We start from the raw sequence: 4,835 nt of genomic DNA on the forward strand, positions 1-4,835 counted from the left end.
CGCGTGGACAGCGCGCGCAGCTCCGAGGCGCGCCAGGGCTACGACGCGCACCGCGCCCGGCGGGACGCGATGCGGCGCACCGTCCAGGACCTCGGCGGCACGCCCGAACCCGCGGCCGCCGCGTACACGCTGCCCTTCGCCGTGCCGGACGCGCAGGCCGCCGTGCGGCTCGCGGCCGAACTTGAGGACCGTGTCACGGGCGTCTACGCCGACCTCGTACGGGCCGCCACCGGCGGGCTGCGCCGCGGTGCGGCCGACGCCATGCGTGAGGCGACGGTGCGTGCGGTGCGGTGGCGGGGCGGGAGCGTAGCCTTCCCAGGGCTCGCCGAGCGGGCGGGAACACCGGAAACGTCGGCGACACCCGGTGCCGCGAGCGGCAGCGCCGACGCCATGTGAGCCCCGCCGCCGCGCCCGGCCCCACCACGACCGACCCCGCCGCGACCGACCCGTCTGAAACCGACCATCTGAAAGGGACAGCTCAGGGATGACCGACGCGAACGACCGCCTCCAACCGCCGGAGCGGCTGGTACGCACCCTGAGCGCCCGCCAGGGGCCGGCCGGCGACGCCGCGCGGGACTGGCTCGACGCCCTGCCCGGCCGGGCCGCGCACTACCTGGAGCGCTGGGAGCTGACGCCCGAGCGGGTCCAGCGGCCCGGCGGCCGGGCCAGCATGGTCGTCCTCGTACGGCAGTCCGACGGCACGCAGGCCGCGCTCAAGCTCGGCCTGCTCGACGAGGAGACCGCGCAGGAACACGCGGCGCTCACCCAGTGGAACGGCTGGGGCGCGGCGCGGCTGCTGCGCGCCGACCCGGAAGGCGGAGCGCTGCTCCTGGAGCGGCTGCACGGGGACGTCAGCCTGCGTTCGCTGCCGGACCCGAAGGCCATGCTGGAGGCCGCCGCCACGTTGCAGCGGCTGTGGGTGAACCCGGAGGAAGGGCACCGCTTCGTCTCCGTCGCCGACCGTACGGCCGTACTGGCGGGCGCGATGCGCGAGCACCGCGCCCAGCCGTGGGCGGCGGACGCCGAGGCCGTCGTCGACGAGGCGCTGGAGCTGCGCGACGCGCTGATCGCCGACGCGCCCGGCGACGCGCTGCTGCACGGCGACTACCACCAGGGGAACGTGCTCGCGGGCGACCGCGTCCCGTGGCTGGCCATCGACCCGAAGCCGCTGGTGGGCGAGCGCGCGTACGACCTGGCCCGGCTCGTACGCGACCGCTGCGACACCCTCCTGGCCTCCTCCGGCGCCGCCTCCGCCGCCCGCCGCCGCATCTCCAAACTGGCCGACTCCCTCGATCTCGACCGCGACCGGCTCCGCGGCTGGTCCCACTTCCGCACCACGGAAGCCGCCCTCCGAAGACTCTCCACAGGCCATCGCCAACAAGGCGAACTCCTCCTGGAATTCGCAGACTTGCTGTAACCCAGCCGGCCTTTCAGCCCATCCGGCAATTGAGGACCGGGGTCCGGGGCAGCGCCCCGAAAAACCCCAGCCCCCACTGCCCCAGGACGCCCTCAGCCCGTCACACGGGCAACGGCCTCGGAGACCGAAAGCTCCTCCCGCTCCCCCGTCCGCCGGTCCTTCAGCTCCACGACCCCCTCGGCCGCCCTCCGCCCCACGACCAGAATCGTCGGCACGCCGATCAGCTCGGCGTCGGTGAACTTGACGCCCGGCGAGACCCCGGCCCGGTCGTCGACCATCACCCGCGTCCCGGCCGCGTTCAGCCGCTCCGCGAGGTCGAGCGCCAGCTCGGTCTGCTGGGCCTTGCCCGCCGCGACGATGTGCACGTCGGCGGGGGCGATCTCGCGCGGCCAGCAGAGCCCGGAGCCGTCGTGGGTCTGCTCGGCGAGCGCGGCGACGGCGCGGGAGACGCCGATGCCGTACGAGCCCATGGTCACGCGCACCGGCTTGCCCTGCTGCCCGAGCACGTCGAGCCCGAACGTGTCGGCGTACTTGCGGCCGAGCTGGAAGATGTGGCCGATCTCGATCGCCCGGTCCAGCTTCAGGCCGGCGCCGCAGCGGGGGCACGGGTCGCCCTCCTCGACGACGACCACGTCGAGGTACTCGTCCACGTCGAAGTCCCGGCCGCACACCACGTTGCGGGCGTGCGTGTCGGCCTTGTTGGCGCCGGTGACCCAGGCCGTGCCGGGGGCGACGCGCGGGTCGGCGATGTAGCGGAACGCCTTGCCGGCCAGCCCCTGCGGGCCGACGTAGCCGCGTACGAGGTCGGGGCGGCCGACGAAGTCCTCGGCGGTGACCAGCTCCACGACGGCGGGCGCGAGGTGTTCGCCCAGCTTGCCGAGGTCCACCTCCCGGTCGCCCGGCACGCCGACGGCCGTGATCTCGCCGTCGACCTTCACGAGGAGGTTCTTGAGCGTCGCGGAGGCCGGGACGCCGAGGTGCTCGGCGAGGGTCTCGATGGTCGGGGTGTCGGGGGTGTCCAGCTCCTCGACGGGGCCGTGCCCGGTCTCGGGCACGGGCGGCACGACCGCGGTGACCGCCTCCGTGTTGGCGGAGAAGTCGCAGGCCGGGCAGTCCGCGAAGGTGTCCTCGCCGGCCTCGGCGGGGGCCAGGAACTCCTCGGACGCCGAGCCGCCCATCGCGCCGGAGACTGCGGAGACGATGCGGTAGTCCAGGCCGATCCGGGCGAAGATGCGGGTGTACGCCGCGCGGTGCAGGCGGTACGCCTCGGCCAGCCCCTCGTCGGAGGCGTCGAAGGAGTACGAGTCCTTCATCTGGAACTCGCGCCCGCGCAGCACGCCGGAGCGGGGGCGCGCCTCGTCGCGGTACTTCGTCTGGATCTGGTAGAGGATCACGGGCAGGTCCTTGTAGGACGTGCACTGGTCCTTGACCGTGAGGGTGAAGATCTCCTCGTGGGTGGGGCCGAGCAGGTATTCGGCGCCCTTGCGGTCCTGGAGGCGGAAGAGCAGGTCGCCGTACTCCTCGTAGCGGCCGCTCGTTTCGTACGGCTCCTTGGGCAGCAGGGCGGGGAGCAGCACTTCCTGGCCGCCGATGGCGTCCATCTCCTCGCGCACCACCCGCGAGACGTTCTCCAGCACCTTCTTGCCGAGCGGCAGCCAGGTCCAGATCCCCGCGGACGTGCGGCGGACGTAACCGGCGCGGACCAGCAGCTTGTGACTGGCGGTCTCCGCGTCGGCCGGGTCGTCGCGCAATGTCTTCAGCATCATCGTGGACATGCGCTGGACGTGGGCCATGGTGATCTCCTGCGTGCGAAGTGGGATTCCCAGGAGATTAGCCGCCACTGCCGACAGCCGGGAAATGGGTTCCCTCACGCCCCCGCCCCGCGCGTCACCTCGGCAGCGGGAGCAGCGCCCCCATCACCGCGTAGGCGCTGGGCGCGGACGGGAAGTGCACCGGTCGCGCCAGGTCGCGGTAGCCGAGTTTGCGGTAGAGGGCGCGGGCCGGGCTCTCGGTGTCGATGGCGGAGAGGATCGAGCGCGGTTCGTCGGCGGCGTCGGTGATGGTGGTGATCAGCGTCCGGCCGATGCGCCGCTTCTGGTAGGCGGGGAGCACGTGCAGTTCGGTGATGACGAAGGCGTCGTCCAGCCAGGCGTCGTTGCCCTCCCCGCGCAGATACGGTTCGACGACGGTCGCCCACCAGTGGTGGCGGTCGTTGGGCATGCCGTAGACGAAGCCGACGAGCCGGCCGTCCTCTCTGGTCGCGCCGAGCGCGCGGGCTCCGGGGTTCAGCAGGTGCCGCAGCACGATCTGGCGGCGTACGCCGATCTCGTCGTCGGTGAGCCCGAAGGCGAGCGCCTGTACGGCGAGGGCGTCGTCCACGCGCGCGGCGAGGTCGAGTGGACCGACCACGATGTCATCCATGCGGGGAGGCTACCGGTGCGGCGCCGTGCGCGTCCGCCCCGCGACGCCGCCGGGCGGCTCCGGGCTCCTCAGAACAGCACGCTCATGAACGCGCCGACCTCCTGGAAGCCGACGCCGCGGTACGTGGCGCGGGCCGCCGTGTTGAAGTCGTTGACGTAGAGGCTGACGACCGGGGAGACGTCGCGCAGGGCGTACCCCAGGACGGCCGCCATGCCGCTCTTGGAGAGGCCGCGGCCGCGGAACTCGGGGGCGACCCAGACGCCCTGGATCTGGCAGGCGCGCGGGGTGGCCGCGCCGATCTCGGCCTTGAAGACGACGCGGCCGTCCTCGACGCGGGCGAAGGACCGGCCGGCGCTGACGAGTTCGGCGACGCGCGCCTGGTAGAGGAGGCCGCCGTCGCCCGCCAGCGGCGAGACGCCGACCTCCTCGGTGAACATCGACACACAGGCCGGCATGATCACGTCCATCTCGTCCTTGCGGACGCGGCGGACGAGCGGGTCGGGGGCGATGTCCGGCGGCATGGACTCGGCGGCCATCAGCGGCTGGTGGGCGCGGACCTCGCGGGCCGGTCCCCAGCTGGGCTCCAGCAGCGACCACAGCTCCGCGGTGGCCTCGGTGGGGCCCACGATGGAAGAGCAGCGGCGACCGCTGCGGCGGGCGCGGTCGGCGAAGGCCCGTACGGCGGCGGGTCCGGCGCAGATGGGCACCAGGTTGGCGCCCGCGTAGCACAGGGACTCCAGCCTGCCGTCCGTGTACCAGCCCCACATCTCGCCGCCGAGGCGCCACGGATCGAGCCCGGCGACCTGTACGCGTGCGGCGACGAAGGCGTTGGCGACCGGGTCGCGGTCCAGTACGGCGAGCGCCGCGTCGAGCTCTGCGGGCTCCAGGACCCTGGTGGTGGTCGTCGTCAACACGTGTCGGATTGCCTCACCGGTTCGGGCCGCGGGCCATGGGGGATCAGGTCTTGGCACTGTACCTCGCGTGTCCGGCACCGCAC

The 4,835-nt window shown here is 73.3% G+C and carries 5 protein-coding genes; 2 read left to right on the plus strand and 3 right to left on the minus strand.

All coding sequences use genetic code 11. The features are described 5' to 3' along the window. Both ACFU99_RS33265 and ACFU99_RS33270 read left to right on the plus strand, forming a co-directional pair. Positions 1–396, plus strand: a 396-nt coding sequence (locus ACFU99_RS33265; RefSeq protein WP_384399143.1) for a ferritin-like domain-containing protein, incomplete at its 5' end; no start/stop codon positions are given. A gap of 88 nt (positions 397–484) precedes the next feature. After that, positions 485–1,417 (plus strand): aminoglycoside phosphotransferase family protein, encoded by a 933-nt coding sequence (locus ACFU99_RS33270; RefSeq protein WP_384399145.1) that lies wholly within the window; start codon positions 485–487, stop codon positions 1,415–1,417. A 92-nt stretch (positions 1,418–1,509) separates the two neighbouring features. Here the strand turns inward: ACFU99_RS33270 and ACFU99_RS33275 are convergent, their stop codons facing one another. The 3 genes from ACFU99_RS33275 to ACFU99_RS33285 all read right to left on the minus strand — a co-directional run bounded on the left by ACFU99_RS33275 (position 1,510) and on the right by ACFU99_RS33285 (position 4,752). After that, complete coding sequence (locus ACFU99_RS33275; RefSeq protein WP_384399146.1) at positions 1,510–3,210, minus strand: proline--tRNA ligase; 1,701 nt, start codon at positions 3,208–3,210, stop codon at positions 1,510–1,512. Positions 3,211–3,304: 94 nt separating this feature from the next. Further along, positions 3,305–3,838, minus strand: a complete 534-nt coding sequence (locus ACFU99_RS33280; protein ID WP_384399148.1) for a GNAT family N-acetyltransferase — start codon at positions 3,836–3,838, stop codon at positions 3,305–3,307. Positions 3,839–3,906: 68 nt separating this feature from the next. After that, on the minus strand, positions 3,907–4,752 hold the full coding sequence (locus ACFU99_RS33285) for a GNAT family N-acetyltransferase (protein WP_384399150.1): 846 nt from the start codon (positions 4,750–4,752) through the stop codon (positions 3,907–3,909). Between the last annotated feature and the right edge of the window lie 83 nt (positions 4,753–4,835).

The organism is Streptomyces sp. NPDC057654 (assembly GCF_042800135.1).
GTDB lineage: Bacteria > Actinomycetota > Actinomycetes > Streptomycetales > Streptomycetaceae > Streptomyces.